At 66.9% G+C, this 25,818-nt stretch carries 26 protein-coding genes and 2 pseudogenes; 21 read left to right on the top strand and 7 right to left on the bottom strand.

What is annotated here, in order from left to right; translation table 11 throughout:
• Positions 1-2: 2 nt before the first annotated feature.
• Positions 3-1,442, bottom strand: coding sequence for a cytochrome ubiquinol oxidase subunit I (locus tag NF4_RS18820; RefSeq protein WP_232330544.1), 1,440 nt, complete (start codon positions 1,440-1,442; stop codon positions 3-5).
• 118 nt (positions 1,443-1,560) lie between these two features.
• Here NF4_RS18820 and NF4_RS40280 point away from each other — a divergent pair.
• From NF4_RS40280 to NF4_RS39325, 3 genes and pseudogenes are all read left to right on the top strand, one after another.
• Positions 1,561-1,659, top strand: a pseudogene (locus NF4_RS40280) (HpcH/HpaI aldolase/citrate lyase family protein); the annotation flags it as partial.
• Positions 1,660-1,947: 288 nt separating this feature from the next.
• Positions 1,948-2,439 (top strand): alcohol dehydrogenase catalytic domain-containing protein, encoded by a 492-nt coding sequence (locus NF4_RS39330; RefSeq protein WP_232330543.1) that lies wholly within the window; start codon positions 1,948-1,950, stop codon positions 2,437-2,439.
• The gene (locus tag NF4_RS39325; protein WP_232330542.1) at positions 2,375-3,121 is read left to right on the top strand and encodes a zinc-binding dehydrogenase; all 747 of its coding nucleotides are present in this window, start codon (positions 2,375-2,377) and stop codon (positions 3,119-3,121) included. Before NF4_RS39330 ends, NF4_RS39325 begins: the two co-directional genes overlap by 65 nt.
• 44 nt (positions 3,122-3,165) lie before the next feature.
• Here NF4_RS39325 and NF4_RS18810 read toward each other — a convergent pair whose 3' ends face one another.
• The 3 genes from NF4_RS18810 to NF4_RS18800 form a co-directional block, all read right to left on the bottom strand.
• Complete coding sequence (locus NF4_RS18810; protein ID WP_157120438.1) at positions 3,166-3,654, bottom strand: STAS domain-containing protein; 489 nt, start codon at positions 3,652-3,654, stop codon at positions 3,166-3,168.
• 400 nt (positions 3,655-4,054) lie between these two features.
• The gene (locus tag NF4_RS18805; RefSeq protein ID WP_232330541.1) at positions 4,055-5,407 is read right to left on the bottom strand and encodes a GDSL-type esterase/lipase family protein; all 1,353 of its coding nucleotides are present in this window, start codon (positions 5,405-5,407) and stop codon (positions 4,055-4,057) included.
• A 478-nt stretch (positions 5,408-5,885) separates the two neighbouring features.
• Positions 5,886-6,557 carry a TetR/AcrR family transcriptional regulator gene (locus NF4_RS18800; RefSeq protein ID WP_063814629.1) on the bottom strand — a complete coding sequence of 224 codons (672 nt, stop codon included), beginning with the start codon at positions 6,555-6,557 and terminating at the stop codon, positions 5,886-5,888.
• A gap of 234 nt (positions 6,558-6,791) precedes the next feature.
• Here NF4_RS18800 and NF4_RS18795 point away from each other — a divergent pair, with 234 nt between their 5' ends.
• Positions 6,792-8,075, top strand: coding sequence for a lipase family protein (locus NF4_RS18795; RefSeq protein WP_063128608.1), 1,284 nt, complete (start codon positions 6,792-6,794; stop codon positions 8,073-8,075).
• Positions 8,076-8,254: 179 nt separating this feature from the next.
• The gene (locus NF4_RS18790) at positions 8,255-9,850 is read left to right on the top strand and encodes a GMC oxidoreductase (protein WP_063128607.1); all 1,596 of its coding nucleotides are present in this window, start codon (positions 8,255-8,257) and stop codon (positions 9,848-9,850) included.
• Positions 9,851-9,871: 21 nt separating this feature from the next.
• Here NF4_RS18790 and NF4_RS18785 read toward each other — a convergent pair whose 3' ends face one another.
• Entirely contained in the window at positions 9,872-10,354 is a 483-nt protein-coding gene (locus tag NF4_RS18785) for an NAD-dependent epimerase/dehydratase family protein (protein ID WP_157120437.1), read from the bottom strand.
• Positions 10,355-10,440: 86 nt separating this feature from the next.
• A complete protein-coding gene (locus NF4_RS18780; protein WP_063128605.1) occupies positions 10,441-11,043 on the bottom strand; it encodes a TetR/AcrR family transcriptional regulator in 603 nt (200 codons plus the stop codon).
• Between the two features lie 215 nt (positions 11,044-11,258).
• Here NF4_RS18780 and NF4_RS18775 point away from each other — a divergent pair, with 215 nt between their 5' ends.
• The 5 genes and pseudogenes from NF4_RS18775 to NF4_RS40270 all read left to right on the top strand — a co-directional run bounded on the left by NF4_RS18775 (position 11,259) and on the right by NF4_RS40270 (position 15,729).
• Entirely contained in the window at positions 11,259-12,428 is a 1,170-nt protein-coding gene (locus NF4_RS18775) for a spirocyclase AveC family protein (RefSeq protein WP_063128604.1), read from the top strand.
• A gap of 1 nt (position 12,429) precedes the next feature.
• Positions 12,430-13,242: a CbbQ/NirQ/NorQ/GpvN family protein gene (locus NF4_RS18770; RefSeq protein ID WP_063128603.1), complete on the top strand. Its 813-nt coding sequence runs from the start codon at positions 12,430-12,432 to the stop codon at positions 13,240-13,242.
• A complete protein-coding gene (locus NF4_RS18765) occupies positions 13,239-14,939 on the top strand; it encodes a nitric oxide reductase activation protein NorD (RefSeq protein ID WP_063128602.1) in 1,701 nt (566 codons plus the stop codon). Before NF4_RS18770 ends, NF4_RS18765 begins: the two co-directional genes overlap by 4 nt.
• 260 nt (positions 14,940-15,199) lie before the next feature.
• Positions 15,200-15,526: pseudogene (locus NF4_RS40275) on the top strand (cytochrome P450); the annotation flags it as partial.
• Between the two features lie 41 nt (positions 15,527-15,567).
• The gene (locus tag NF4_RS40270; RefSeq protein ID WP_439956761.1) at positions 15,568-15,729 is read left to right on the top strand and encodes a hypothetical protein; all 162 of its coding nucleotides are present in this window, start codon (positions 15,568-15,570) and stop codon (positions 15,727-15,729) included.
• Between the two features lie 108 nt (positions 15,730-15,837).
• On the opposite strand, the gene NF4_RS18755 is transcribed toward NF4_RS40270, so the two are convergent.
• Positions 15,838-16,455 carry a TetR/AcrR family transcriptional regulator gene (locus NF4_RS18755; RefSeq protein WP_084533229.1) on the bottom strand — a complete coding sequence of 206 codons (618 nt, stop codon included), beginning with the start codon at positions 16,453-16,455 and terminating at the stop codon, positions 15,838-15,840.
• 295 nt (positions 16,456-16,750) lie between these two features.
• Here NF4_RS18755 and NF4_RS36605 point away from each other — a divergent pair, with 295 nt between their 5' ends.
• From NF4_RS36605 to NF4_RS18700, 11 genes are read left to right on the top strand one after another with little or no spacing between them, the layout of a single operon-like run.
• Entirely contained in the window at positions 16,751-17,107 is a 357-nt protein-coding gene (locus NF4_RS36605) for a 2Fe-2S iron-sulfur cluster-binding protein (protein WP_063128600.1), read from the top strand.
• Between the two features lie 11 nt (positions 17,108-17,118).
• Positions 17,119-17,922, top strand: a complete 804-nt coding sequence (locus NF4_RS18745) for an SDR family NAD(P)-dependent oxidoreductase (protein ID WP_084533227.1) — start codon at positions 17,119-17,121, stop codon at positions 17,920-17,922.
• A complete protein-coding gene (locus NF4_RS18740) occupies positions 17,919-18,527 on the top strand; it encodes a carboxymuconolactone decarboxylase family protein (protein ID WP_063128599.1) in 609 nt (202 codons plus the stop codon). Before NF4_RS18745 ends, NF4_RS18740 begins: the two co-directional genes overlap by 4 nt.
• A gap of 1 nt (position 18,528) precedes the next feature.
• A complete protein-coding gene (locus NF4_RS18735; protein WP_063128598.1) occupies positions 18,529-19,797 on the top strand; it encodes an aromatic ring-hydroxylating oxygenase subunit alpha in 1,269 nt (422 codons plus the stop codon).
• Positions 19,798-19,802: 5 nt separating this feature from the next.
• Entirely contained in the window at positions 19,803-20,138 is a 336-nt protein-coding gene (locus tag NF4_RS18730; protein WP_063128597.1) for a hypothetical protein, read from the top strand.
• A 52-nt stretch (positions 20,139-20,190) separates the two neighbouring features.
• A complete protein-coding gene (locus NF4_RS18725) occupies positions 20,191-21,033 on the top strand; it encodes a TauD/TfdA dioxygenase family protein (RefSeq protein WP_063128596.1) in 843 nt (280 codons plus the stop codon).
• A gap of 46 nt (positions 21,034-21,079) precedes the next feature.
• On the top strand, positions 21,080-22,354 hold the full coding sequence (locus tag NF4_RS18720; RefSeq protein ID WP_063128595.1) for an aromatic ring-hydroxylating oxygenase subunit alpha: 1,275 nt from the start codon (positions 21,080-21,082) through the stop codon (positions 22,352-22,354).
• Positions 22,351-22,680, top strand: a complete 330-nt coding sequence (locus NF4_RS18715; protein ID WP_063128594.1) for a hypothetical protein — start codon at positions 22,351-22,353, stop codon at positions 22,678-22,680. Before NF4_RS18720 ends, NF4_RS18715 begins: the two co-directional genes overlap by 4 nt.
• Positions 22,677-23,930 (top strand): metal-dependent hydrolase family protein, encoded by a 1,254-nt coding sequence (locus NF4_RS18710; RefSeq protein ID WP_063128593.1) that lies wholly within the window; start codon positions 22,677-22,679, stop codon positions 23,928-23,930. The genes NF4_RS18715 and NF4_RS18710 overlap by 4 nt, the downstream gene beginning before the upstream one ends.
• 39 nt (positions 23,931-23,969) lie before the next feature.
• Positions 23,970-24,290 (top strand): hypothetical protein, encoded by a 321-nt coding sequence (locus NF4_RS18705; RefSeq protein ID WP_063128592.1) that lies wholly within the window; start codon positions 23,970-23,972, stop codon positions 24,288-24,290.
• Between the two features lie 13 nt (positions 24,291-24,303).
• Positions 24,304-25,752, top strand: a complete 1,449-nt coding sequence (locus NF4_RS18700) for an aldehyde dehydrogenase (protein ID WP_063128591.1) — start codon at positions 24,304-24,306, stop codon at positions 25,750-25,752.
• The last annotated feature ends 66 nt before the right edge of the window (positions 25,753-25,818 follow it).

Genomic DNA, 25,818 nt, shown 5'->3' with positions numbered 1-25,818 from the left:
GTTCACTGCCCTCCCGTGCCGCGGGCGCGCTGCGCCTGGTCGACCGGGGAGGCCCCGGGACCGTAGGGAGCCACGATCGTTTCGCTGCCGGCGCGCCAGCGTCGCGCCATCGACCGCAACACGACCACCGCCCCCACGGTCATTCCGAGATAGACCAGCACCACACCGATATAGCCGACCCATAGTCCGGTACTGGTGCTGGCGGCGTCCTCGGTGCGCAGTACCTGCCACACAGTCCACGGTTGCCGGCCGACCTCGGTGGCGATCCATCCGCATTCGAGCGCGAGGACAGCCAGCGGTCCCGCCGCGACCGCCGCCCGCAGGAACCAGCGGTGGGCCAGCAGATCACGCCGCCGCCACCGCAACACCCAGAAGACGATTACCGCGAGTGCCAGCAGGCTGCCGACCCCGACCATGGTTTGGAAGGCGAGGTGGGTGATGTTGACCGGCGGCCGGTCCTGCACGGACACCGTGTCCAGACCCGGGACGGGCGCGGTCAGCGAGTTGCGGGCGATAATCGAACCCAGGCGTGGGATATCGAGTGCCCCGCGCACCTCGCCGCCCACCAGCACCCCGCCCAGCCGCAGCGGAGCCGGGCCCTCGGTGGTGGTGGCCAATTCGAACGCGGCCAATTTCGCCGGCTGCGTATCGTGCACCCGCATACCGAGAACATGCCCGATGAGAGGTTGCAGCAGCGCGGCGACGGTCGCGAAGACGAACGGCACCGTGAAACCCAACCGGTGGTGGTCGTCGCGGCGGCCGCGCAGCAGGCCGGCGGCATAGACGCCCGACACCACGAACCCGACCACCATGAACGCACCGACCCACATGTGCGCGAACTGCAGAAACGCGCCGCCGTTGAACATCGCCCGCCACGGGTCGACGTCGGTGACCTCGCCGTCGACGAGCCGGAAACCGGTCGGGTTGTTCATCCACGCGTTGACGCTGACCACACAGAACGTTCCCACCACGCCCGCCACCCCCATCGGGATGAGCATCGCGAGATGCCGTCGCGGTGGCATCCGTCCCCAACCGTAGAGGTAGATCCCGAGGAAGATGGCTTCGATGAAGAACGAGAGACCTTCGAAGGCGAATGGGAGACCCAGTACGTCGCCGTAACGTCCCATAAGTCCCGGCCACAGCAGTCCCATTTCGAAGCTGAGTACTGTCCCGGAGACAGCGCCGATGGCGAACAGGATCGCCGAGACCGTCGCCCATCGCTTGGCCAACCCCAGCGCGACGGAGTCCCCGCGGGTCAGGCCGCGCCGATGTACGACATAGATCATGGCGGGAAAGGCGACCCCGAAGCAGGCCAGCACGATATGCCAGCCCAACGAGAACGCCATCTGCTGACGAGCGGGCAACAAACCCGGCGGGCGCTCTCCGCTCGCCCCGAGGAGCGCGACCACAGTGCTCGTCACCATCACAGCCCCTTCCGTCACCGGCGAACGGTACCGACCCGGGGACGCCGGAAGCGTGACCTACACGCGGCCGATTTCGATCGCAGCGTAGTCGGGGAGACCGGACCGCGGCTGTCACGAATCCGGCGCCGGGCAGTTGCGCGGCCGCGTCATCCGCGACGGCAGCGACCTACCCCGTCTCGGCCGCGCACAGCGAATCGCCCACCTCGCCACCGCCTACGGCGTCCTCGGCACATAACCACGCCGTGCGGCGCCGGCCGAGGAACTGCCCGCGGGTTGGCCGGCCGTCGAGCACCTTGAACCCCTCACCGCCGGCGGCCCGGCACTCGAGCACGCCACCGAGCCACCAACGACAGGGCCAGAGAGAAGCTGACTGCTTAACCACCTCCGGCAGCGGCCGGATTAGCCATTCCGACGCCGGATAAACACCCGCCGGTCCGCGCATTTTCCCGCCTCACACCATTTCGATGCAGCTGTTCGGCAGGAGGCCGTATGGCACGGCGTCGGCGATATCCGCCTGGACGACGTGACCGATCCGAAGATCGAGGAACCCACCGACGCGATCGTACGCATCACCACCTCCGCCATCTGCGGCACCGACCTGCATCTGGTGCGGGGCACCATGCCCGGCATGTTGCCCGGGACCGTGCTCGGGCACGAAGCAGTCGGGGTGGTCGAGGAAACCGGATCGGCGGTGCGGGGCTTCGCGGCCGGTGACCGGGTGGTGGTGTGTTCCACTGTGGCCTGCGGGTACTGCTCCTACTGCCGGGCCGGCTACTTCGCGCAATGTGACGTGGCCAATCCGAACGGCCCGCAGGCCGGCACCAGTTTCTTCGGCGGGCCGGAGAGCACCGGACCGGTCGACGGATTGCAGGCCGAGTACGCGCGCATCCCCTATGCCGCGACGACGCTGGTCGAAGTGCCGGACGAGGTGACCGACGAGCAGGGCCATCATGGTGTCCGATGTGCTGCCCACCGGGTGGTTCGGCGCGAAGCTGGCGCAGGTGTCCCAGGGTGACACCGTCCTGGTGCTCGGGGCGGGCGTGGTCGGGCAGTGCGCCGTCGCGTCGGCGAAGCGACAGGGTGCCTCGCGGGTACTGGTGGTCGACGACCATGCCGATCGACTCGCGGTCGCCCGCGCGCAGAACGCCGAGCCGATCGACTTCGGCGTCGAGGACCCGGTGTCCGCGGTGCGTGAGCTCACCGGCGGTATCGGGGTGGACCGGGTGATCGAGGCGGTCGGTGTCGACGCGCAGCGCCCGCACTCCGGCCCGGCCGCCGCGGAGCTGCCGGTGGACACCGGGACATTCGAAGCCGAACGCGGCGCGGCCGCAACCGAGGGCAACACCGGTGACGGTCAGTGGCTGGTCGGCGACGCCCCGAGCCTGGCGTTGCGCTGGGCGGTGAACGCGGTGGCCAAAGCCGGCAGCATCGGCATCGTCGGGGTATACCCACCGGACTTCGACGCCTTTCCGGTCGGTGCGGTCACCAACCGCAATCTCACGGTGCAGGGAGGTAACTGCAACCATCGCCGCTATGTCCCGGGCCTGCTGGGCCGGGTCGCGCGCGGCGATCTGGACCCCACCCGGTTCATCACCCGGCTCGCCGAGCCGGTGGCGGCCATCGCCGCCTACCAGCAGTTCGACCTGCGCCGTGAAGGGTGGCTGAAAACCGTGGTCACCATGACAGGGGGCGCGTAGTCAGCGGACGGTGCCTCCAGATCGAGATCCGGAAGTGTGCACAATCAATCCCGGTCGGTTCCCGGCGCCAACGTAGGTGCCACAGCGCCCCGGAACTCACCGATGGCTATCACGGGGTCCCCGGTCCTGAAGCGCACTCGCCCGTTCTGTCCGCTCCGCGGTACGTCCGGGGCGATCTCCGGGGCCCGGTCGGGGTCCCGTCCGGTCAAGCGTGTCGTCCGCCGGCGCAGCTGGATCGCTGTCAGCGCACTGACCACGGTGGAGCGGACCGGTAGGCGGGCGGTGCGGGAGTCGCCCGCAGCCAGGCGAACGATCTCCGGATCCGGAGTCACCAGATACACCTCGACGCCCGCACGCCGATAGCGGCACGCGTCCTCGGCTGTCGCGGCCAGAGTGCGCAGCGACAGGAACTCCAGCCGGGTCGCGTTGATGATCAAGGCGCCGTCCCCGCCGGCAGCCACCTCGGCGGCCTTGCCTACTTGTTCCCGCCACAGTGGCAGGGTGAAAGCATCGGCGTGGCCACGCGCAGCCAAGACGACGACTCCGCCGCGGAACCCGGTCCGGAACATCAGCTGATCACCAGGGGATCTGCCCGTCGACGCCGGAGAATCGGCAGGAATCTGTACAGAACTGACAGTCGGTTTCATAGTGCACTCACATCGGGTCGACATGCGCAACATCAAGGGCCCACCCCGGTGGTCTCGAGGCGACTTCTGGGCCCGCATTGGGAGACTAGGCGATCGCATCCACGACGCCAACAGCTCGCCGGAAATGTTCGCTTCATGAAACCCGGCCGTTGCGCGATCCGCCGTTCGATCACGCCGCCATATCGAATGAGCCCCGACTCGGCGCCGAGGTACCGGGCTGCAGCCCACCGTGACACACCACCCCTACGCAGCCATGAAAGGCATATTTTGCCAATGCTGCGTGGGGTCAGCAGTGCGGGTGCTGCGCGATCGTGGAGAGTTCGACAGTGTCGGCCATCGCCCGGTAACCGGCCGGGTTGGGGTGGAGCCTGTCGGGGCTGGAATAGTCGGCTCGCAGAATCGAGAGGTTGCCGGGATCACGCAGGGCGGCGTCGAAATCCACGATCCCGTCGCTGAGTTGTTGCGTGCGGATCCAGGTGTTGATCTCCTGCCGGTGCTTCTCGCTGTCGGGCGCGAGCAGGACGCCGTCGACGATTGCGTCCGAGGCGGGCAGCACGGTCCCCAGCCAGATCTTCTTCCCGGCGCGGCGTGCCGCGGTGATCAACTGCTCGTATCCGGCGATCACCTGGGCGGCCGTGGCAGGGGGTGGTAGTCCGAGGTCGTTGATCCCCTCCTGTACCAGTACTCCGCTCACCCCGGTGAGGCTCAGCGCGTCACGGTCGAATCGGGCGACGGCACTCGGCCCGAACAGGAACGGCTCACCTCCGGTCACTACCCGGTTGCTGCCGATTCCCGCATTCACGACCGAGACCGGGATACCGGCGTGGTCGAGCCTGCGCTGTAGGAAATCCGGGTAGCGGCTGTCGGTATCGGCAACCGCGCGGTCGACAGGGATGCCCATCGGGGTGCTCCCGACGAATCCGTCGGTGATGGAGTCACCGAAGGCGACCACGGAATGGGTGCCGGCCGAGGCGAGTACGTCCAGAGCGCGGACGTAGAACCAGGATCCGGTCCGGGAGGTGAACTGGTTCGCCGCTGTCCGGCCGGTGAGGTTGCCGCTGCCCGGGGGCGAATAGTAGGAGGTCGCGTTGGCGTTCCAGTGTTTGGTGGGCGGGCCCGCGGATTCGGCGATGTGAATGCTGACGGCCAGCGGTTGTGCAGAGGTGACCGTGAACGACAGCGGGTCGCTGACGATATCTTCGCCGGCGGGCACGGTGATCGAGCGGTTGCCGCGGAAGGTGACCGGGTGAATATCGGTCGCGGCGGCTCCTTCGGTCTGTTCGCCGACGGTGACCTCGGCGAAGGTGACCGGGCCTGGTCCGAAGCGATTGGTCAGATGCAGCCGCAGCTGCTCTCCGCCGAGGTGCGGTGTGATGACCATGCGGAAGGTCTGGTCGTCGACTGCCATGGGTACGGGTGTGCCGGCCGCGTCCAACGGGGTCAGGGAATCGGTGGGGGCGGCGGCCCACGAAGCGACGAAATGCTCGCGACCGCAGAGTTGGTCATTCGGCTGCGCGGTGGCGGGAGTGGAGCCCGTCATCACCGTTGCCGCGATGACGGCGGCGGTCACGGCTGCGCCCAGGGCGGCCGGCAGGGAATCGGCTCGTTCGAAAGGTGAGCCCGGGAGCTTTGTTTTCACGGTGGATTCACCTCGCTGTCGCTCACCGGCGTGCGGCGGACGTGTGGCTTCGACAGCGGGTGTGTCGCCTCTGTGCATGGTTGCCCTACTCTCCGGTGAGCGGCTGGATCTCGTGTACATACCTCGACTCGTGACCACCGGTTCCCGCGCGCTGGTGGCGGCTACGGAGTCCATGCCGGCCTGTCGGGAACGTGCCACTGTTTCGAAGAGAAATGGTGCAGCGGCCGAGGGTTCGCAATGTTCGCTTCTCGCTGCGGGCGCCGAAGGTAGCGGGGTGGTGACTCCCGTCGGCCGGGTCGTGTGGATGACGCCGAGGTGGTGGCGTGCACCTACGAGATCTGTGCGGGGTACGACATTGCTCGTAGAAAGTAGCGAGCGACACGCGCGAAAAAGACCGTGCGGCAATCGCTGTCGTCGAGTGCGAGGAGTTCTGCGGTGAACGGTCGGTCCGGCGCGGCGAACGGTTCGCACGGCGGCTTCAGGCCTGTGGTGGGTCCGGTGCCTTGAAAGGGGCGGCGAGCGAGGCGATCACGACCGAGTCGCCGGCTCGCTTCCCGGCCGTCCCGGTGGCTACCGCGGCGGCCGCGTCGGCGTGGTTGTCGTGGGTCAGCCGGTAGACCGCGCGTTCCAGGATGGGCAGGATCTCGGTGATTTCGAGATTGCCGTCGGCGAATCGTCCGATCAGTGCGTAGGTCAGATTGGACAGGACCAGCGCGATGTCTTCGATATAGGTCGGGTCTGCCTTGTGGAACAGCGCGGCGATAACGGGTTGCATCGCGTTGATGCCCTGGGCGTCCAGGCGTTGCCCGCTCGAGACGGTGCGGGCCCGGTGATAGGCCTCGAGCATCCGGGGGTTGCGCTCCCACGGCCGGAATACATATCCGAGGACTCGCACCAATCCGTCGTGCAGCGTTTCCCCTGGCTCCGGCCCCCGCATGGCGGTGTAGCTGTGAGTGGCCATCCAGTGCTCGACAGCGGCGACGATCAATTCGTCGCGATCGGCGAAATGCTTGTACACGGTGGCGAGCGACACGCGGGCGCGCCGCGCTACTTCGCGGAGCTGGACCGCCTCGTATCCGTCCGTTACCAGCAGGTCGAGGACAACGTCGATGATCTGCCCGGTCGGCGGCGTTTTCGGTACTCGGCTCACGCGTCCACGGTAACGATGGTGAGCATCGGTTACTCGCTGCGGTTCGGCAGGGGTTATTGGTAACTGTGTTACTGTCCGGTAGATCGCAGCTGTGGCCGACTCCATACGGCCGTCGCTGTGTGGTCCGGGACACAGAGCAACGGAGCCCGGGCAGAGGTTCACGGAGAGGTATCGATGCATCAACAGCACTGGCAGAGCGGCTATCGGCGGAGATTGCTGCCACGGGTCGTTCGGATGACTGCGGCCGCCGTGGCCATAATCTGTGCGGCCGCGGTGGCGGTGGTGGCCACAGATCAGCCCGAGGCCGCGGCCGCTCCGGAGGACTTCTACGCCGCGCCCGAGCAGATTCCGGTCGAGCCGGGCTCGGTGATCCGAACCCGGCCGATGTCGCTGCTGGCCACTCTGCCCTCGGATCAGGGATGGCCGGGTAAGGCCGAGCACGTGATGTACACGACCCGGCTGCAGGACGGGTCCCCGGTCGCGGTCACCGGGACCTTCATCGATGCCGCGGGCCCGTGGCTGGGGGCGGGTCCGCGGCCGACGGTTGTGATCGGTCCCGGTACCTCGGGTCAGGGTGACCGGTGTGCGATGTCGAAGGCGTTCTCGACGGGGATCACCCTCACCACCGATCCGTCGCCGTCGCTGTCGGCGAATCAGGAACTCCCGTCCTCGGCGGTGTGGAGCCGGCTGGGTGCGCGGGTGCTGGTGACCGACTACATCGGATTGGGCACTCCCGGAATCCACACCTACGCCAACCGGATCGAGGAGGCGCACGCCGTCCTCGACGGTGCGCGGGCGGCCAACACTCTGGCGGGCGCCGGCCCCGAGACCCCGCTGGTGTTCTGGGGTTATTCCCAGGGCGGTGGGGCGGTCGCGGCGGCCGCGGAGATGGCGCCCGCCTACGCACCGGAACTGAACCTCAAAGGAACCTGGGCCGGTGGTCCGGTGGCCGATCTGGCCGCGATCCTCGAACGGATCGACGGGGCCCTGATCGGTGGCGCGATCGGTTTCGCCATCAACGGGCTGCTCGCGCGCTATCCCGATCTGGAGAAGGCGGTCGACCGGGTGACCAACCAGTACGGCCGCGACACCCTGGTGGCGTTGAGCGATGCCTGTATCGGTGATGTCATCACCCGCTACCCGTTCATGAAGACCAGTTCGCTGACCATCGACGGCCGACCGCTCAGCACCCACCTGCAAGCGATCCCGGAAGCCGCTCCCGCCCTGGCCGAACTCCGGGTGGGCACCCTGACCCCGGCCTCGCCGGTGTTGATCACCAGTGGCCGCAACGACGACACCGTGCCCTACAACCAGGCTCGCCGGCTCGCCGACGACTGGTGCGCCAAGGGCGCGACGGTCACCTTCCGCACCAACGAACTGCCGCCCCTGCTGCCCGGAACCACCATCCCGGGCCATTTCGGGCCGGAGATGATCGACGGATTCGGCCCCGACAACGCGGTCACCTACCTCCTGGATCGCCTGGCCGGCAAACCGGTACAAGGCTGCACCATCGACTGATAGCCGGCGCCGAGACATATAACGCCCGCACGGAATGTCGTGCGGGTTCCGGCCCAGGCGCGTCACTGTGCCTCGACGCGCACCACCGACCGGGTGGTGCGCGCTGCAGCCATGCGCTGTGCCGCCCGTCCGAGGGGGCTCCGTCCCCGATGACACGATGACGACCGAAGGATCGAGTAATGAAGGTAATGACCCGCCGATCACTGTTGACCGGTGCTGCCGTGGCAGGCGCAACCCTCGTGGGGGCGCGTGCGATCGGGTCGCCGGCCCCGGCTGCCGCCCAGGTCGGCAACGTGCCCTTGACCTATGAAGAGCACCGCGTGGTCGTGATCGGCTCCGGATTCGGTGGCGGTGTCAGCGCGCTGCGCTTGGCACAGGCCGGAGTCCCCGTGACGGTGCTCGAACGGGGATTGCGCTGGCCCACCGGTCCGAACTCCGAGACCTTTCCCCGCGCGACCGCGCCGGACAAGCGATTGCTGTGGTGCCGATCCAGCCCGAATCTGTTCGGTCGGCCGCTGATGTTCGAGCCCTATACCGGTCTGGTGGAAGCGGTCCCGGGGGAGAATATGACCGCGCTGTGCGCGGCGGGTGTGGGTGGCGGGTCGCTGGTCTATCAGGGTATGTCGCTGCAACCGGCGGAAGCGGTGTTCAACGCCCATTTTCCGCAGGAGTTGGACTGGCAGACGATGAATCGGGTCCACTACCCGCGGGTGGCGAAGATGCTGGGATTGGCCGAGGCACCCGACGAGCTGGTCGCGAGCGAGAATTATCGCGCCGCACGAGTGTTCGCCGATCGGGTACGACGCGCGGGCCTGCCGCTGTCGAAGATCCCGATGCCCATCGACTGGGATTTCGCGCTGGCGGAGTTGCGCGGCGAGATGAAGCCCTCCTACACCAATGGTGATGGCGCGATGGGTGTCAACAACGGTGGTAAACACTCTGTGGATGTCACCTATATCGCCGCCGCCGAAGCCACCGGCCTCGTGCGCGTGCAGACCCTGCACGAGGTGACCGATATCGAACGCGCCCCCGACGGCCGCTGGACCGTGCGGGTACAGCGTCTGGACACCACCGGTGCGGTGGTGGAGCGCAAGGTGCTCACCACCGGCGCACTGATCTTGGCGGCGGGCAGTATCAACACCACCCGGTTACTTGTCCGCGCGTCCGCCAAAGGGCTGATCCCCGATCTGCCGGACGGTCTCGGCACGGGCTGGGGCACCAACGCCGACCGTATCTACGTATGGGCCGACCCGTCGGCGGAATTCGGTGCGCCGCAGGGCGGTCCGGTGGTCTACGGCAGTCTGAACTGGGATGATCCGCAGACCGCGCACACCGTCATCCAAGCATCCATTCCGCCGCTGGCATTGGACCCGCGCAGCACGATGATGGTCGCGTACGGCGTCAGCGACGGCCGTGGGGAGTTCCGCTACGACGCCGCGCGCGACGACGCGGTCCTACGTTGGCCGCGCGAGGGCGACAGTGTCATCCAGAACGGGCACATCGGGCCGGCCGTGCACAAAATCGCCGGTCCCGACAGCGCCCTGCTGGACACGAACGCATTGTTCCCCTCCACCTGGCATCCGCTGGGTGGCGCGAGTATGGGCACGGTGTGTGACCTCGACGGCCGTGTGCACGGCCAGCGCGGCCTCTATGTTCTCGACGGCGCGTTGATGCCGGGCAATACCGCCGCCTGCAACCCGTCGATGACCATCGCGGCGGTCGCCGAACGAGCGCTGGACAATCTCGTCGCTCAGGACGTCGGCACACTCATCTGAGCCGGCGGTGACGGCACCGTACTACCTACCCGCGCCTGCCACCGCGCTGATCTGGGCATGGAACGCCGCGAGTTTTTCCTCGGCGGTGAGCACGGTGCGACTGTGCGAGCGGACGCTCACGTCGTGGTTGGCTGCCCCGATGAGCAGCATCATGATGCTGCTCGCGGGTACTTTGCGGCCGTCGGACAGTTCCCCTTTCGTCTGCGGCCGGGCCAGCTGCGGATTGCGATTGGACTGCGGGGAGAACATGGCGGCCAGATGGATGATCGTGCCGGGACGGTGTTCGTCCACGAGGGCCTCGACGGCCGCGCGGTCGAGCAGATCGGCGAAGGTTGTGCGCACTGTGCCCGGCTGTGGTGTTTCGGCCAGTTTTTCAGCGGTGGCACGGACGCTGTCGGTGTGTAGATCGGTGGCCACCACGGTATGGCCCCGGGCCGGCAGGAGTTCGGTGACGCGTTTGCCGACCTGGCCGAATGCGCCGGTGATGAGGATGGGAGCGCTCATGATGCCTTCTTTCACACCGGCTCCGCGCAGCACGTATGCGGCTGGTGCGGAGTCGTAGGAAGAATGCGAGCCGGCGACGGGGATCGTCAGGGGAGTTTCACGACGGACAGATACATTTCGAGGATCGGCCGGTAGAGGTCGATATCGTCGAGTTGGCTTCCGAGTATCACGGAGTCGCTGGTGGCGATGAGTACGTGGGCGAAGGCCCGGGGGGTGATCGTCAGGCTGCCGCCGACGCGCTCGAGGTTCTCGGCGACGAATCCGGCGAGTTCCTCGGCCACTTCCAGTCTCTTGGCCGCTACCCGTGCCCGGGCCTCGGGATTGCGTAGGAGATAGAGGGTGAACTCGTGTCCCAGCGCGGCGTGCTCGGCACCGCGGTCATGGCCGAGTTGGCGCCACCGTTCGGCGACTCGGTCGAGTTCGTGCGGCCCCACCGCGGTGACGGTCGAGAGCACTTCGGCGAAGTTGTCGAAGTAGCGGCGCCAGTATCGGTCGCTCACTGCCAGGAACAGTTCTTCCTTCACGGAGAAATGTTTGTAGATGGCGCCTTTCGTGTATCCGGCCGCGTGGGCGATGTCATCGAGCGTGGCCGCCGCGAAACCTTTCTCGGCGAACACTTCCTCGGCGGCATCCAGCAGGAGCGTGCGGGTGCGTTCCAATCGCCGTTCTTTCGTCCACCGCTCCACCACATGAGCGAGCCTAGCATGTATCTAAGAAACCCATTGTGACTTTGGATACCCGTTGGTATCTTGACGGAGGGCCGGCTGCCGCGCGGAGGCGGATTTCGCCGCGAAGGACCAGACTTCCGTGGCGGCGCCGGTCGTATCGAGTGCATCGCTGAGTCGCCGCTGCCGGCGGTCGGAACCGCGAGTGCTGCGGAACGCAATCCAGAAGGGGCAGTTGCATGAGCGAACTGTCGAACAAGAAGTCTTCCGATATCACCGAAATACTCGGCTCCACCACGACTCTCGGCACCGACAATCGTCAGCCGAGCCGGACCGTATACATCTGGGCGATCATCGGCGCGCTGATCCTGGCGCTCCAGGTGTATGTATGGCTCAGATGGATCACCGGCCCCTACTTCGAGCGGGTACCCACCGGCCCGAGCGATCCGCCGATGCTCATGAAGACGATCCTGAGCATCTGGACGGCCGGCGTCCTGATCGGGTTTCCCTTCGCCCTCTACTGGTGGATCATCCGGCCGTGGTGGCGCGAGCGCCGGATCACCCTGGACGGCATCCTGCTGGTGTCCATGGGCCTGATGTTCTTCCAGGACCCGTTCCTGAACTACCTGAACACGTGGTGCACCTACAACACCTGGATGTTCAACAGGGGGTCCTGGGCTCCGTATGTTCCGGGCTGGAATTCGCCGGAAGAGCCGGGCGCTCAGGTCGCCGAACCACTCCTGATGAACATCCCGGGTTATGCGTGGGGCGTTCTGCTCATCACGATCGTCGTCTGTTGGTTCATGCGGAAGGTCAAGTCGCGCCGGCCCGGGATCAGCAACCTCCGATTGATCGGCGTCACCTTCGCGTTCACCTTCGTCCTCGATTTCGTCATGGAAGCCTGCATGCTGTTGCCGCTCGGGCTCTACACCTACCCGGGCGCGATCCAGTCGGTGTCGTTCAACGCGGGTCACTACTACCAGTGGCCGATCTACGAGGGCCTGATGTGGGGCGCGGTGCAGGCGGGCCTGGCCTGTCTGCGTTTCTTCACCGACGATCGCGGGCGCACGATCGTGGAGCGTGGACTCGACGAGGTCCGAGGTGGCGTCGTCCGGCAGCAGCTCACCCGTTCCCTGGCGATCTTCGCCGCGGTCAGCGCTATCTTCTTCGTCTTCTACAACGTTCCCGCGCAATGGTTCGGCCAGCACGCCGATCCCTGGCCCGCCGATATCCAGGAGCGTTCGTACTTCATCGGGGGCATCTGCGGTGACGGAACGGACAAGCCCTGCCCCGATCCCGCTCTGCCGATACCACGCGATGGATCCGGTTATATCAACAAGGACGGTGAACTCGTCCTTCCGGACGGAGTCGAGGTCCCGAAGATCGTTCCGTTCGAGCGGGAGAACTGATATGGCGAGCACCGCCATGAGTCGTCCCGAGGCGCGGACACCGTTCTACCGGGCGGTCGGAGACGAGGCAGAAGTTTTCCGGGCGGCTTCCTGCCAGGGTTTGCCGGTCCTGTTGAAAGGTCCCACGGGTTGCGGGAAGACCCGCTTCGTCGAGGCCATGGCGCACGAACTCGGCCGCCCGCTGATCACCGTCGCGGGCCACGAGGATATGACCTCGGCGGATCTGGTGGGCCGGTTCCTGCTCAAAGGCGGTGAAACGGTGTGGGTCGACGGGCCTTTGACGCGTGCCGTCCGCGAGGGCGGTATCTGCTACTTGGACGAGATCGTGGAGGCGCGTCAGGACACCACCGTGGTGATCCACCCGCTCGCCGACCATCGCCGCGAGCTTTCCGTCGATCGGCTCGGCACCACCGTGCCTGCGGCGCCCGGCTTCCAATTGGTGATCTCCTACAACCCCGGATATCAAAGTGTTCTGAAGAACATCAAAGAATCCACCCGCCAGCGGTTCGTCGCGATCGAACTCGGCTTTCCACCGCCCGAGATCGAGCGGGAAGTGGTGGCGCGGGAGGCCGCGGTCGCTCCGGAGATCGCGAACGCACTGGTCACGCTGGGTAACGCTATCCGGAATCTGGAGGGGTCGCCGCTGCGCGAGGCGTCCTCGACCAGGATGCTGATCCTGGCCGGGTCCCTGGTGGCAGGGGGGCTGAACCTGCGCGCCGCCGTCCGGGCCGCGGTCGTCCAAGCCCTGTCCGACGATCCGGATATCGTCCGCGCCCTCGGCGAACTCGCGGACGCCGTCCTGCCGTCGTCATGACCCCCTCGGCCGCGGAAGGTCCGGAGCGGTTCCGGCTTCTCGCGACCTTCCTCGCCGGCCGGTCCGTCGCCGTCGCGGCGGCCCCGGCCGGCCGGGCCGCGCACACCGACGGCGACACCGTCTTCGTCTCCGCGGGCCGTTCCTCTGCCCATCAGCGCAGTGAAGTTCTGGCACAGTGTGCTCTGCTCCAGGCCGGAAGTCTGGATCCGCGCCTGGTCAAGGGGCTACGGGGGCGCCCGCGCGTCGCGCGTCGCTACCTGGCGCTCGAGGGCAGGCGAGGGCTCACCGCACTGGCCCACGGTGTTCCGCTCGCCGCCGCACTGGGGCCGTACGGGGAATCACGGACCGCCACTCCCGACGAATCACTCGCCCTCGCCGGCGGCAAGGCGGCGATAGCCGATCCGCCGGAGTGGTTCGGGGCCATCGAGCCCGCGCGACTACTGAGGTCCCGCGGCGGACCGAGTGCCCGGGCGACCGACGAAGACCTGCGGCTGGAATTCGATCTCCTCGACCAGCTGGGGGCCGAGGACGAAGAAGGCGACAACCCGGAGGGACATCGCACCGGTCGTATCCTGAAACTCTTCGAGAATCCGCTGGTCGACTCGGAGAAGCTCGCCGACCTCCTGCGGAAACTGCTCGGCACCTCGCGTGCCCCCGGGGACAGCGATGCCGGCGCCCGCATGCGGGTTCGTGCCGTTCGGCGCGGCCGGATGGCCGGTGGCGATACCCGGCCGCTCCCCACCGAGATCGCATTCGTCGTCGCCGGCAAACCCGGTGCCGTCACCGGGGTGGGCGGAGCGTGGTACCCGGAATGGGACGTTCACGACAACCGGTACCGGCCCGACTGGTGCCGGGTCGTGGACTTCCCGCTGACAGCCGCCGCCGATACCTCCGCCGCCGGCATTCCGCACGACGACGTGCTCCGCCGCCGCCTGGCCCGCGTCGGCCTCTGGCCCGAGGCCCTGCGCCGACGGCCGGACGGCGACGAACTCGATATCGATGCCCTGCTCGATCTGGTCGTAGACGTATGGTCGGGCTACTCACCGGCCGAGAACGTGTACACCGAATCCCGGAAACTCGCCCGGAATCTCGGTGTACTCATCCTGCTCGACGTGTCCGGTTCCGCCACCGATACCGATCCGGACGGCCTCGCGGTCCACGAGCACCACCGCCGGGCGGCCGCCACCTTCGCCGCCACACTCGAGGAGCTGGGCGATCGCGTCGCTGTCCACGCATTCCGCTCCGACAGCCGTCACGCCGTCCACCTCCCGGCGATCAAAACCTTCGACCAACGGTTCGGTGCCATCGAGCGGGCGCGACTCGAGCAGCTCCGGCCCGCCGGCTACACCAGGCTCGGTGCCGGTATCCGCGGTGCCGGACGGATTCTCGAAACCCGGGCAGGCACACCGTATCGTCTGCTCCTCGTTCTGTCCGACGCGTTGCCGTACGACCACGGCTACGAAGGCCGCTACGCGGAAGCCGACACCCGCAAGGCAGTCGACGAACTCCACGCCGCCGGGATCGCCTGCCTCTGCCTGTCCCTCGGCGCGGCTACCACCCCCGACACACTCGGACGTCTCTTCGGGCCGGCCGGGTACGCGAACGCCGCGACGCTTTCCGGCCTGAGCCCGCACATGGACGAGTTGTTCTCGGCGGCGCTGCGCGCACTGAGCGCGCCGAAACCACGAGGAAGGTGAAGACAGTACTTTCCTCGCCCGGGCCGCCACCCGGACCTCCGGCACGGCAGCGCTGCCCGGCCACACCCGGCCGGCGGTCCGAACAGGGTGGAGTCCCCGATCAGGTCGCCGCCCGCGGAGATGAACGGACTTCCCCTCGAAAGGAAAAATTAGTGGACGCACAACACGCATCGACGGACTCCGGCCGGTCGCGCACGCTCTATCACTTCGACCGCCACACCCCGGAGTATCGGGGCAGATTCGCCGCGATCACCCGGGAAATGCACGAGAAATGCCCGGTGGCCTGGACCGACACCTACGGCGGTCACTGGGTCGCCGCCGGTCACCGTGAGGTGTTCGAGCTCGCGCGGTGCCCGCATGTATCCAACGATCGCGACTACAAGAACGAGCGCCGGGGCTATCTCGGCAGCACGATTCCGTTCGCCGAGACCCCGCTGCCCATGCGCAACGGCATCCTGGAAATGGACGATCCCGAGCATCGGCTGTTCCGGGCGGTACTGAACCCGTACCTGTCGCCGAGCGCCGTGCGCCGCTGGGAACCCTTCATCGATAAGCTGGTGCGCGCCTGCCTCGACGAGAAGATCGAGTCAACCGGATGCCGGACTTCCGGTGTGATCCCGAACAGACCGTGCACTACGACACCATCGGGGTGATCCAGGGGATGCGTAAATTGCCGGCGACGTTCACACCGGGCCGTCGTTTCGGGCCGGGTCTGGACGACACTCTCGTCGCACTGGAGCGGATGATCGACGAACACGAACTCGCCGCCCCCGTGACAGCGGGGTCGTGATCGCCGCCGGTCCGGCGGGCAACCGGTCGGACCGGATGCGGATTGTTCGGCGTCCTCGCCCCACAGCGTGAGGGCCCGGCCTCGACGGCCGTCGAGGCCGGGGATATGTCACGCGGTGTGTTCGGGGCCTTCCACTTCGCGGAGGAAGTCCTCGATGAGGGTGGTGATCTCGGCATGCCCGCTGTCGATATCGAACGACTCCTCGATGCGCAGGAACCGGGAGACGCTGGACATGAGCATGACCAGGGTTATCGGCGTCCAGGCGGTGCTCCCGTGGCTTCGCAGGGCGCGGGTGACGATCTCGAGTTGGAGTTCCCGGAATCGTTTGGACGACTGCGTGATCTCGGTCCGGATCGACGGGCGGTGGGTGGCCAGCGAGACGAATTCCATGGTCAGCGAGGTCCGAGACTGATCGTGGATCGCGGCCCAGAGCGCCCAGAGCGGCTGATCGGATTCGGCGGCCGCGAGGAGGCGCTGGTAGCTGCGTTCGGAGCCCCTGCGGAAGAGGGCGACGAACAGGTTGTCCATGGTGCCGAAGTAGTAGTGGACGAGCGCGGAGTTCACACCGGCGCGGGCCGCGAGCCGCCGGGAACTCACCGCGGCGTAGCCCTCCTCGAGCATGACCTGTTCGGCCGCGTCGAGCAGCGCGCTTCGTGTCGAAAGGCTCGCCGGGTCTGCGGTGGCGCTCCCCGGGCTGCCGCGGTGGCTCGGTTCCTTTTCCTTCATGGTGCCTCCATCTGCTGCCGCTGGAAGCCGGCACGCCTCCGTGCTCTGCCGCGGACCGGTGCTGGTTCGGCCTTCTGATCATAGAAACCTCGTCGTCCGCGGTGTGCCGCCGCCCGGGCCGGGGGCCGTGGCCGGGGGACGCGGCGCGAAAGCGTCTCGCGGGGGATCCTTTCCACCTCTTGACGGGCCTCGAGTACCGGCCGTATAACTTTAAGCACTTGAGTAATTAATCATGTGCTCAATAATTCTGGTCGATTGTGCCAGACCGTTACGGCGGCTCCGGAAGGGGAGAACCGTGGAACGCATCGAAGCGGGACAACGGGCGGAGTCCCGGCGCGGTACCGCTGCTCGATCCGCGGGCCGCGCGGCGGCCGAATCGACCCGGGTGACGATTCGCTGCGATCGGCGTACCGCCGGCGCCGAACACCGCGACGGTATGACGATCTTGGAAACGGCGAGGTTCCTCGGGATGAATCCGCCTTCGACCTGCGAGTCCGGCCACTGCGGGGCCTGCACGGCCCGGATCGAGGGCGGCGGTGGCGTCGAGATGCGGCGCAACGAGGTTCTCACGGCCGCCGAGGTCGCCGCGGGCTGGGCGCTGACCTGTCAGGCCCGGCCGACCCGTGCCTCGCTGCACGTGGTCTACGAGTAGAGGAGCTTCCCATGAACAGTCCCGTGAATCCGGCAGCGCCGGAGCAGGTCTCACCCGGTGACGACGGCTCCGCGGGGCGCGTGGCGATCGTGACCGGCGGCGCCTCGGGGATGGGGCTGTCGGTCTGCCGCCGGCTTGCCGCGTGCGGGGATCGTGTCGCAGTATTCGACCTCGACGGCACCGCCGCCGAACGCGCCGCGGAAGAGTTACGGGCGGCGGGCGGTACGGCCATGGCCTTCGAGGTCGATGTCACCGATCGTGCGCTGATCGACGAGGCGGTGGGCAAGGTTCGCGCGGCCTGGGGGCCGGTGCGGGTGCTCGTCACCAGCGCGGGTGTTTTCGCGTTCGAACCGTTCACCGAGATCTCCGCCGAGTCCTGGCGGCGAATCCTGGACGTCAACCTCAACGGTACGTTCCACTGCATCCAGTCGGTGATCCCGGACATGATCGCGGCGGGCTGGGGGCGCATCGTCACGATCTCGTCCTCCAGTGCCCAGCGCGGATCGCCGAAGATGGTGCACTACACGGCGTCCAAGGGCGCGGTGATCGCGATGACCAAAGCCTTGGCCCGCGAGTACGCGCACTGCGGTATCACGGTGAACACCATCCCGCCGTCCGGCATCGACACTCCCATGTCGCGGGTCTCCCAGGCGGCCGGGCAGCTGCCGGACAACGAGACGATGGCGCGGGCGATCCCGGTCGGCTACCTGGGCAGCGGTGCGGATATCGCCGCGGCCTGCGTGTTCCTGTGTTCGGCGGAGGCCCGGTTCATCACCGGGCAGGTCATCGGGGTGAACGGGGGTGCCGTCATATGACCGCGCCGGCGCCGCGGCTCGAACCGCTCCCGCCCGAGAAGTGGACGGACGAGGCGCGCGCGATGCTGCGCGGCCGGGTGCGCTCGGCGGACCGGTATCTGTCCGGGGAGTCCGATGCCCCGCGCATGCCCAATATCCTCGGAATCCTGGGCCACCACGCCGAATTGGGCGGCGCGTGGCTGGCATACAACGGCCTGCTGCTGGAACAGCCCGCGCTCGAACCTCGGCTGCGTGAACTGGCGGTGCTGCGGGTCGCCTGGCGTACGCGTGCGGCCTACGAGTGGCAGCAGCATGTCCGTATCGCGCGCGGGCTGGGTATCGGTGAGCGCACGATCGAGGACATCGCGTGCGGCGATACCGCCGCCTGGCCGGAAACGGACCGGTTGATACTCGCGGCGGCGGACGAACTGCTCGATCGGCACCGGATCGCCGACCCCACCTGGGCCGCGCTGCACCGCTGCCTGGATACCCGGCAACTGCTGGAGCTGTTGTTCGTCGTCGGTTCGTACCTGTGCCTTGCTCTCGTATGTAACAGCGTCGACCTGCAGCCCGACCCGGAGGCCGGCTCCGCGGCCGCACCCGATGTATCCGAAGTGGAGGATTGATATGGCGAAATGGCCGAAACCGGCGGAAGGAACGTGGACTCAGCACTATCCGGAGCTGGGCACCGGTCCGGTCTCGTTCGAGGATTCGATTTCGCCCGAGTTCTACGAGCTGGAACGAGAAGCGATCTTCCGACGCGCCTGGCTGAATGTGGGCCGGGTGGAGCAACTGCCGCGGGTCGGCAGTTATTTCACCAAAGAGATCCAGATCGCGCGCACCTCGGTGGTCCTGGTGCGCGACCACGACCGCCGGGTACGCGCGTTCTACAACGTGTGCCGGCACCGGGGTAACAAGCTGGTATGGAACGAGGTCCCGCGGGCGGAGGTCTCCGGAACGTGCCGGCAGTTCGCCTGCAAATATCACGGCTGGCGTTACGGTCTGGACGGGGAGCTGGCCTTTGTGCAGCAGGAGGGCGAGTTCTTCGAGCTGGACAAGAAAGATTTCGGCCTGGCTCCGGTGCACTGCGAGGTGTGGGCGGGGTTCATCTTCGTCAACCTCGCCCCGGAACCACCGCAGACACTACGGGAATTCCTGGGCCCGATGGTTACCGCGCTGGAGGACTATCCGTTCGACCGCATGACCGAATGGTACGAATTCAGTGCCGAGAACCAGAGCAACTGGAAGCTGTTCGCGGACGCGTTCCAAGAGTATTACCACGTGCCCGGCCTGCATTCCCAGCAGGTGCCGGGACAGGTGCGCAACCCTGATCCGAGCTTCGAATGCGCGCATTTCCAGACCGACGGGCCGCATCGGGTGGTGAGCACCGGCGGCGCCCGCCGCTGGACCCTGCCGCCGGAGTACATGTATCCCATCGAGCGCGCCACCCGCAGTGGTCTGGTGGGGCCGTGGGAATCCCCCGATATCGGAGAACTACCGCCGGGCATCAACCCCGGACGCGTCGAACCCTGGGGGATCGACAACTTCCAGATCTTCCCCAATCTCGAACTTCTGTTCTATCGCGGCTGGTACCTGATCTACCGCTACTGGCCCACCTCGTACAACAGCCACCAGTTCGAGGCGACGCTGTGTTATCAGCCGGCGCGAACGGTTCGGGAGCGGGTAGAGCACGAGGTCTCCTCGGTCGTGTTCAAGGAATTCGCCCTGCAGGACGCGGGGATGCTTACCGGCACCCAGACCGCACTCGAATCCGCCTACCACACCGCACGCATCACCGAATACCCAGTGAACGACCAGGAGATCCTCGTCCGGCACTTCCACAAGGTGGTCGCCGACTGGGTGGCGGCCTACCGCGGCGAGCGAGTGGGAGTGTGACGGAAATGAGCGACACGCTGCTGCCCTCCGCGTTCGCCGAGTTCGAGCACTTCGCCCGGGTCTGGTGCCTGGCCACGGAATCCGAGCGCTGGGAACGCCGGATGAACAGTTCGATGGAGGAGCTGACGGAGTTCTACGCGGCCTTCTTCCCGCGGCTGGAGGAAGCGATCGCCTACTGCGACAAGTTCCCCCTCGACGACCTTCCCGAGGAAGTCCTGCATCTGCTCCAGCTCATCTACTCGTTGTCCATGGTGGCCATGGCCGTCGAGATTTTCCTTCAGCCCAGGCCCGTCGACAGCGCTGATGCCGAGCTCACCCGAACCAAGGAGCCGTGGCCGTGATCCCGCGGCCCGCTGCGTCGGCGCCGACCTCGACCGAAGGAAAGACATAGTCATGACCACCTTGACCGTCGAAAAACTGAACCATGAAATCGGTGCGGAGATCATCGGCCTCGACGCGGACCGGATGACCTCCGACGATGCGGTGCCCGGTGCGGTCCTGGAGGCCCTGGAAGCCAACGGTGTCCTGGTCTTCCGCGGCCTGTACCTGGAACCCGAGGCGCAGGTCGCCTTCTGCCGCACACTCGGGGAAATCGACACCTCGGCCGGCCATCACCCGGTCGACGGAATCTACCGGGTCAGCCTCGACACCTCGAAGAACTCCTCGGCGAGCTATTTGCGCGGCACCTTCGACTGGCATATCGACGGATGCACGCCCAAGGACGACACCTATCCCCAGATGGCCACCGTGCTGTCCGCCAAGGCCGTTGCCGTCCGCGGCGGCGAAACCGAATTCGCCAGCACCTACCGGGCCTACGACCGGCTCGGCGCCGACGAGAAGAAGCGCCTGGCCGCCCTGCGTGTACTGCATTCGCTCGAGGCGTCCCAGCGGCCGGTGACCGCCGATCCCACACCGCAGCAGCTGGAGTACTGGCGCCGCTGGCCGACCCGCGAGCATCCACTGGTCTGGACACACAAATCCGGTCGTCGCTCACTGGTACTCGGCACCTCGACCGATCATGTCGTGGGTATGGACCGGGCGCAGGGGCGCGCGCTGCTCGACGACCTGCTCGCCCGCTGCACCGCACCCGAATACGTCTACCGGCACGAATGGTCGGTCGGGGACACGGTGATCTGGGACAACCGAGGCGTCATCCACCGAGCCGCACCATATCCCGAGGACTCACCGCGCGAAATGCTGCGCACCACCGTGCTGGGCGACGAACCGATCCAGTAGCCCGCGCCGCCCGGCCCGAACCCGATCCACATCACAAGGAGCAACCATGCCGCGCTGGCCCAAACCTCCCGAAGGCAGCTGGACCGAACACTATCCGGAACTCGGCACCGAGCCGATGTCCTACGAGGATTCCATCTCACCGGAGGTCTACGAACTGGAACGGGAAGCGATCTTCACGAAGGCCTGGCTCAATGTCGGCAGGGTGGAGCAGGTCCCGCGCGTCGGCAGCTACTTCACCAAGGAGATCCACGCCGCCCGGAGCTCCGTGATCATCGTGCGCGACAGCGAAAAACAGGTCCGGGCATTCTTCAACATCTGCCGCCACCGCGGCAACAAACTGGTGTGGAACGAACTCCCTCGCGAAGAGACGTCCGGGACCTGCCGCCAGTTCACCTGTAAATATCACGGTTGGCGCTACGGTCTGGACGGTGAGCTGACATTCGTCCAGCAGGAGGGGGAGTTCTTCGATCTGGACAAGCAGGACTACGGACTCGCACCGGTGCACTGCGAGGTGTGGGCCGGCTTCATCTTCGTCAATCTCGCCCCGGAGCCGGAACAGTCACTGCGGGAATTCCTCGGCCCGATGATCACCGATCTGGAGGGCTACCCCTTCGATCAGCTGACCGAACGCTATTCCTATCGCTCCGAGGTCGGCGCCAACTGGAAGCTGTACATGGACGCGTTCCAGGAGTTCTACCATGCCGCCGTACTGCACGGGAATCAGTCGCCGGACAATTTCTCCGCGGCCGCGCAGGCGGCAGGTTTCGAAGCGCCGCACTATCAGCTACAGGGGCCGCACCGCATGGTCAGCACCTCGGGTGTGGTGACCTGGGAACTCGACCCGTCCATGCGTAAACCGATGGAAGACATCACCCGCGGCGGACTCTTCGGGCCCTGGGATGTGCCCGACCTCGGTGGGCTCCCGGCGGGCGTCAATCCGGCGAAATGCGAACCATGGGGGCTGGATTCGTTCCAGATGTTCCCCAATTTCGTGATCCTGATCTGGTCGGGCGGCTGGTATCTCACCTATCACTACTGGCCGACCTCATACAACACCCATATCTTCGAGGGCAACCTCTATTTCATGCCCGCGAAGACGCCGCGCGACCGCGTGGCCCACGAAATGACGGCGGTGACATTCAAGGAGTACGGCCTGCAGGACGCCAGCACCCTCGAAGCCACCCAGATGACGCTCGAATCCCGCGCGATCACCCGATTCCCGCTGTGCGACCAGGAGATCCTGCTCCGTCACCTGCACAGAACCGCTGCGCAATGGGTCGAGAACCATCAGAAGCACCGTGCGGAGGTGTCCGGAAAATGAACCTGCTGCCCGAAGAATTCGCGGACCTGGAGCCCTACGCCGAGAAATGGTGCCTGGGCTCGGAACGAGAACGTTACGCCGAGCGGCTGGCCAGTTCCATGGCGGAGATGCAGCGGTTCTACGACGCGATCACCCCACGCGCCGAAGCCGCATTGACCTACCTCGACGATATCGGCCTCGACGATATGCCCGGCGACGCGATCAATCTGCTGCGCCTGCTGTATTCGATGATCACGGTGTCCTTTCCGGTGGAGGTGTGGAACCAGCCGTGGATCCCCGACGCGAGCGAAGCGTCGATGGACTGCGTCATCGAGCCGGTGCCGTGAGCACGGGCGCAACGGTCCTGCGCGCCGCGCGCTGGGTCGATGTCGAGGCCGGCGTCGTCCGCGCGCCCGCGGTGATCGTGGTGCGGGGCGGACTGATCGAATCGGTGGACCCTTCGGAAACACCCGCCGACGCCACGGTGCTCGACCTCGGGGACTGCACGCTGCTGCCGGGCCTGATGGATATGGAGCTGAACCTGCTCATCGGGGGACCGGACAACCCGACCGGTCTGCCCAACCCGATGCACGGTGTCCAGGACGATCCCGTATACCGGACGCTTCGTGGCACGGTCAACGCGCGGGCTACGCTCATGGCCGGCTTCACCACGGTCCGCAACCTCGGGCTGATGGTGAAAACCGGCGGCTACCTCCTCGATGTGGACCTGAACCTGGCCATCGAACAGGGCTGGTTCCCCGGTCCGCGGATTGTCTCGGCCGGGCACGCGATCACCCCGACCGGTGGGCATCTCGATCCCACCATGTTCCAGAAGCTGGCCCCGCACATCATGCCGATGTCGATACAGGAGGGGATGGCAGACGGTGTACCGGCAGTGCAAGCGGCGACCCGATATCAGATCAAATACGGTGCGGGAGTCATCAAGATCTCCGCATCCGGTGGGGTGATGTCCCACAGCACCGCCCCCGGTACCCAGCAGTACTCCGACGCGGAGCTCGCCGCCATCGTCGACGAGGCCCACCGTGCCGGTATCAAGGTGGCCGCGCACGCGCACGGCGACGCCGGGATCCGCGCCTGTATCCGGGCCGGTGTGGACTGTATCGAACACGGGTCGCTGGCCAGTGATGACACCGTGCAGATGATGGTCGACCACGGCACCTTCCTCGTGCCGACCAGCTATCTCTCCGAAGGCCTCGACACCTCGAAAGCCCCACCGGCGTTGCGCCGCAAGGCAGCGGAAGTCTTCCCCAGAGCCCGCCGGATGCTGAGCAAGGCCATCGAGGCCGGAGTGAAGATCGCCTGCGGTACCGACGCGCCGGCAGTACCCCACGGCCACAACGCCAAGGAACTCTGGGCGCTGGTGGACCGCGGCATGACCCCCATGCAGGCGCTGCGCGCGGCGACCGTCACCAGCGCCGAGCTCATCGACGCCGACGACCGGGGCCGGCTCGCCCCCGGCCTGCTCGCGGATATCATCGCCGTCCCCGGCGACCCCTCGCACGACATCACCGCCCTGGACACCGTGCGATTCGTGATGAAGGACGGAATCGTCCACAAGAACGAACCCGCCGCCTGAACCGACCCGCCCCGATCCTCGACCTACAGGAGCAGACGAATGCCCAAAGGAATTCTCTACGTCGAATCCCGGCCCAGCTCGCCGGAGGACATCGCCGAATACCACCGCTGGTATACCGAAACCCATATCGGCGAGATGCTCGAAATCGACGGAATCGTCTCGGCCCGCCGGCTCGAACCCCTCGCCGGGGACGGCAGTTTCATCGCGCTCTACGAGATCGAAGCCGACGATCTCGAGGCGGTGCAGGCGCGGATGGGCGCGCGGGCCCGGTCGGGGGCGATGTCGAAACCGATCGGGGTGCAATCGGATCCGCCGCCCACAGTCCGGCTACTCCGCGAACTGAGCACCCACGCCCGCTAGGGAAGCAGCACCCGTGCACGAATACCCGAAGCTCTTCGTCGGCGGCGAATGGTCGGCACCGAGTACCGGCGAGACCATCGAGGTGATCTCGCCGCATACCGAACAACCCATCGCGCGCGTCGCCGCGCCGGCGCCCGCCGATATCGACCGCGCGGTCGCGGCGGCCCGCCGGGCGTTCGACGAAGGGCCCTGGGCCCGGATCGATCCGGCCGAGCGGATCCGGATCGTCCGGGACCTCGCCCGCCGCTACGAGGAACGGGTGGAGGAGATAGCCCGGATCGTGACCGCGGAAATGGGTGCGCCGATCACCTTCTCCCGGTCGGCGCACGCCCGGCTACCCGGGGTGATGATGCGCGCGCTGGCCGACCTCGCCGAAACCTACCCGTGGCAGGAGACCCGGCCGGGCTACTACGGATCCGGCATCCTGGTCCGCAGTAGCCCCGTCGGCGTCGTCGCGGCGGTGACGCCCTGGAACATGCCGATGCTCATGGTCGTCGCCAAACTCGTCCCCGCCCTGCTCGCCGGCTGCGCCATCGTGATCAAACCATCACCCGAGACACCGCTGGACGCCCACCTCATGGCCGAACTGCTCGAGCAGAGCGAGGTGCCGCCCGGCGTCGTGTCGATCCTGCCGGGCGACCGTGCGATCGGCGAGTATCTCGTCACCCACCCCGGAATCGACAAGGTCTCGTTCACCGGGTCCACCGCGGCCGGCCGACAGGTCGCGGCCGCGTGCGGCGCCGGGCTCACACGCGTCGGGCTGGAACTCGGCGGCAAATCGGCGGCCGTGGTCCTCGACGACGCCGACCCGGCCGCTGTCGCCGCCGGTGTGCAGGTGGCCGGACTGATGAACAGCGGCCAGGCCTGCGTCGCACAGACACGGATCCTGGTACCACGCCGCCGCGCGCCGGAATTCGTGGACGCGTTGGTGGCCATGGTCGACGGGCTGGCGGTGGGAGACCCGTTCGACGAGGACACGCGCATCGGCCCGATGGTTTCCGTCCGGCAGCGCGAGCGGGTGCGCGGGTACATCGAGCAGGGGATCGGTGAGGGTGCACGTGTCGTCACCGGCGGAGCGGGCCCGCCGGCAGGTATGGACAGGGGCTGGTATGTGCGGCCGACTCTGTTCGCCGATGTCGACTCCACCATGAGTATCGCTCAGGAGGAGATTTTCGGTCCGGTCCTGACGGTGCTGCAGTACACCGATATCGACGACGCGGTACGACTCGCCGACGATACCGCCTACGGGCTGTCCGGCTCGGTGTGGACACCGGATACCGACCGCGGGCGCGCGGTCGCCGGCCGGATCCGCGCCGGCACCTTCGGTATCAATCAGGCCTACAGCATGGATCCGCACGCACCGTTCGGAGGTATGAAGGCCAGCGGAATCGGCCGGGAATTCGGCCGTGAAGGGCTGGCGGAGTATCTGGAAACGCAGTCGATCTCCGGACTCGGCGGATGAGTCCGGTAAGCGAAGTCACGACCGGCGCTGCTGCCCGCGTTTCGCGACCGGGCAGGTCCGCACCGG

Source organism: Nocardia fusca NBRC 14340 (genome assembly GCF_001618425.1).
Taxonomy (GTDB): domain Bacteria; phylum Actinomycetota; class Actinomycetes; order Mycobacteriales; family Mycobacteriaceae; genus Nocardia; species Nocardia fusca.
Note: the sequence above shows the minus strand (reverse complement) of the source record. Positions and strands in the feature narration are given on the sequence as shown.

Excerpts from the sequence above, each read along its gene's own strand:
- NF4_RS39325 (WP_232330542.1), top strand. The coding sequence starts at position 2,375 with ATGGTGTCCGATGTGCTGCCCACCGGGTGGTTCGGCGCGAAGCTGGCG.
- NF4_RS18795 (WP_063128608.1), top strand. The coding sequence starts at position 6,792 with ATGACTGCGGCCGCCGTGGCCATAATCTGTGCGGCCGCGGTGGCGGTG.
- NF4_RS18790 (WP_063128607.1), top strand. The coding sequence starts at position 8,255 with ATGAAGGTAATGACCCGCCGATCACTGTTGACCGGTGCTGCCGTGGCA.
- NF4_RS18785 (WP_157120437.1), bottom strand. The coding sequence starts at position 10,354 with ATGAGCGCTCCCATCCTCATCACCGGCGCATTCGGCCAGGTCGGCAAA.
- NF4_RS18775 (WP_063128604.1), top strand. The coding sequence starts at position 11,259 with ATGAGCGAACTGTCGAACAAGAAGTCTTCCGATATCACCGAAATACTC.
- NF4_RS18770 (WP_063128603.1), top strand. The coding sequence starts at position 12,430 with ATGGCGAGCACCGCCATGAGTCGTCCCGAGGCGCGGACACCGTTCTAC.
- NF4_RS18765 (WP_063128602.1), top strand. The coding sequence starts at position 13,239 with ATGACCCCCTCGGCCGCGGAAGGTCCGGAGCGGTTCCGGCTTCTCGCG.
- NF4_RS18755 (WP_084533229.1), bottom strand. The coding sequence starts at position 16,455 with ATGAAGGAAAAGGAACCGAGCCACCGCGGCAGCCCGGGGAGCGCCACC.
- NF4_RS18745 (WP_084533227.1), top strand. The coding sequence starts at position 17,119 with ATGAACAGTCCCGTGAATCCGGCAGCGCCGGAGCAGGTCTCACCCGGT.
- NF4_RS18740 (WP_063128599.1), top strand. The coding sequence starts at position 17,919 with ATGACCGCGCCGGCGCCGCGGCTCGAACCGCTCCCGCCCGAGAAGTGG.
- NF4_RS18735 (WP_063128598.1), top strand. The coding sequence starts at position 18,529 with ATGGCGAAATGGCCGAAACCGGCGGAAGGAACGTGGACTCAGCACTAT.
- NF4_RS18730 (WP_063128597.1), top strand. The coding sequence starts at position 19,803 with ATGAGCGACACGCTGCTGCCCTCCGCGTTCGCCGAGTTCGAGCACTTC.
- NF4_RS18725 (WP_063128596.1), top strand. The coding sequence starts at position 20,191 with ATGACCACCTTGACCGTCGAAAAACTGAACCATGAAATCGGTGCGGAG.
- NF4_RS18720 (WP_063128595.1), top strand. The coding sequence starts at position 21,080 with ATGCCGCGCTGGCCCAAACCTCCCGAAGGCAGCTGGACCGAACACTAT.
- NF4_RS18715 (WP_063128594.1), top strand. The coding sequence starts at position 22,351 with ATGAACCTGCTGCCCGAAGAATTCGCGGACCTGGAGCCCTACGCCGAG.
- NF4_RS18705 (WP_063128592.1), top strand. The coding sequence starts at position 23,970 with ATGCCCAAAGGAATTCTCTACGTCGAATCCCGGCCCAGCTCGCCGGAG.